Source organism: Chryseobacterium sp. SIMBA_029, assembly GCF_046535275.1.
GTDB lineage: Bacteria > Bacteroidota > Bacteroidia > Flavobacteriales > Weeksellaceae > Chryseobacterium.
Map to the genome: position 1 here is coordinate 1 of NZ_JAWRXA010000841.1, position 236 is coordinate 236.

Annotated in this window: 1 protein-coding gene; it reads right to left on the reverse strand. The window is 43.6% G+C overall.

The features are described from left to right. Positions 1–26: 26 nt before the first annotated feature. Positions 27–236 (reverse strand): hypothetical protein (locus tag SB679_RS26240; RefSeq protein ID WP_410705352.1); only part of this gene is annotated, 210 nt, incomplete at its 5' end.

Below are 236 nucleotides of genomic sequence, written 5' to 3' on the forward strand. Positions count from 1 at the left end.
GCTTCATCGGATGTCTTACGAATGATTCACTTAAACAAAACCTTAATCGCATCAAGTTCTTTTGCAGGCCCTCCATAAACAACGTTAGGATTAACGATGACCATCTTCTTTCTTCTGTCATTCGGATCTGGCGGAAGCCAGAAAACCGGCTTACCGTTTAATTTCACGCTCTCCAATGTCTGCCGCAATTTATTCGAGTCGCGGTATCCCAACAACGCCGCCAATTTATCTAAATG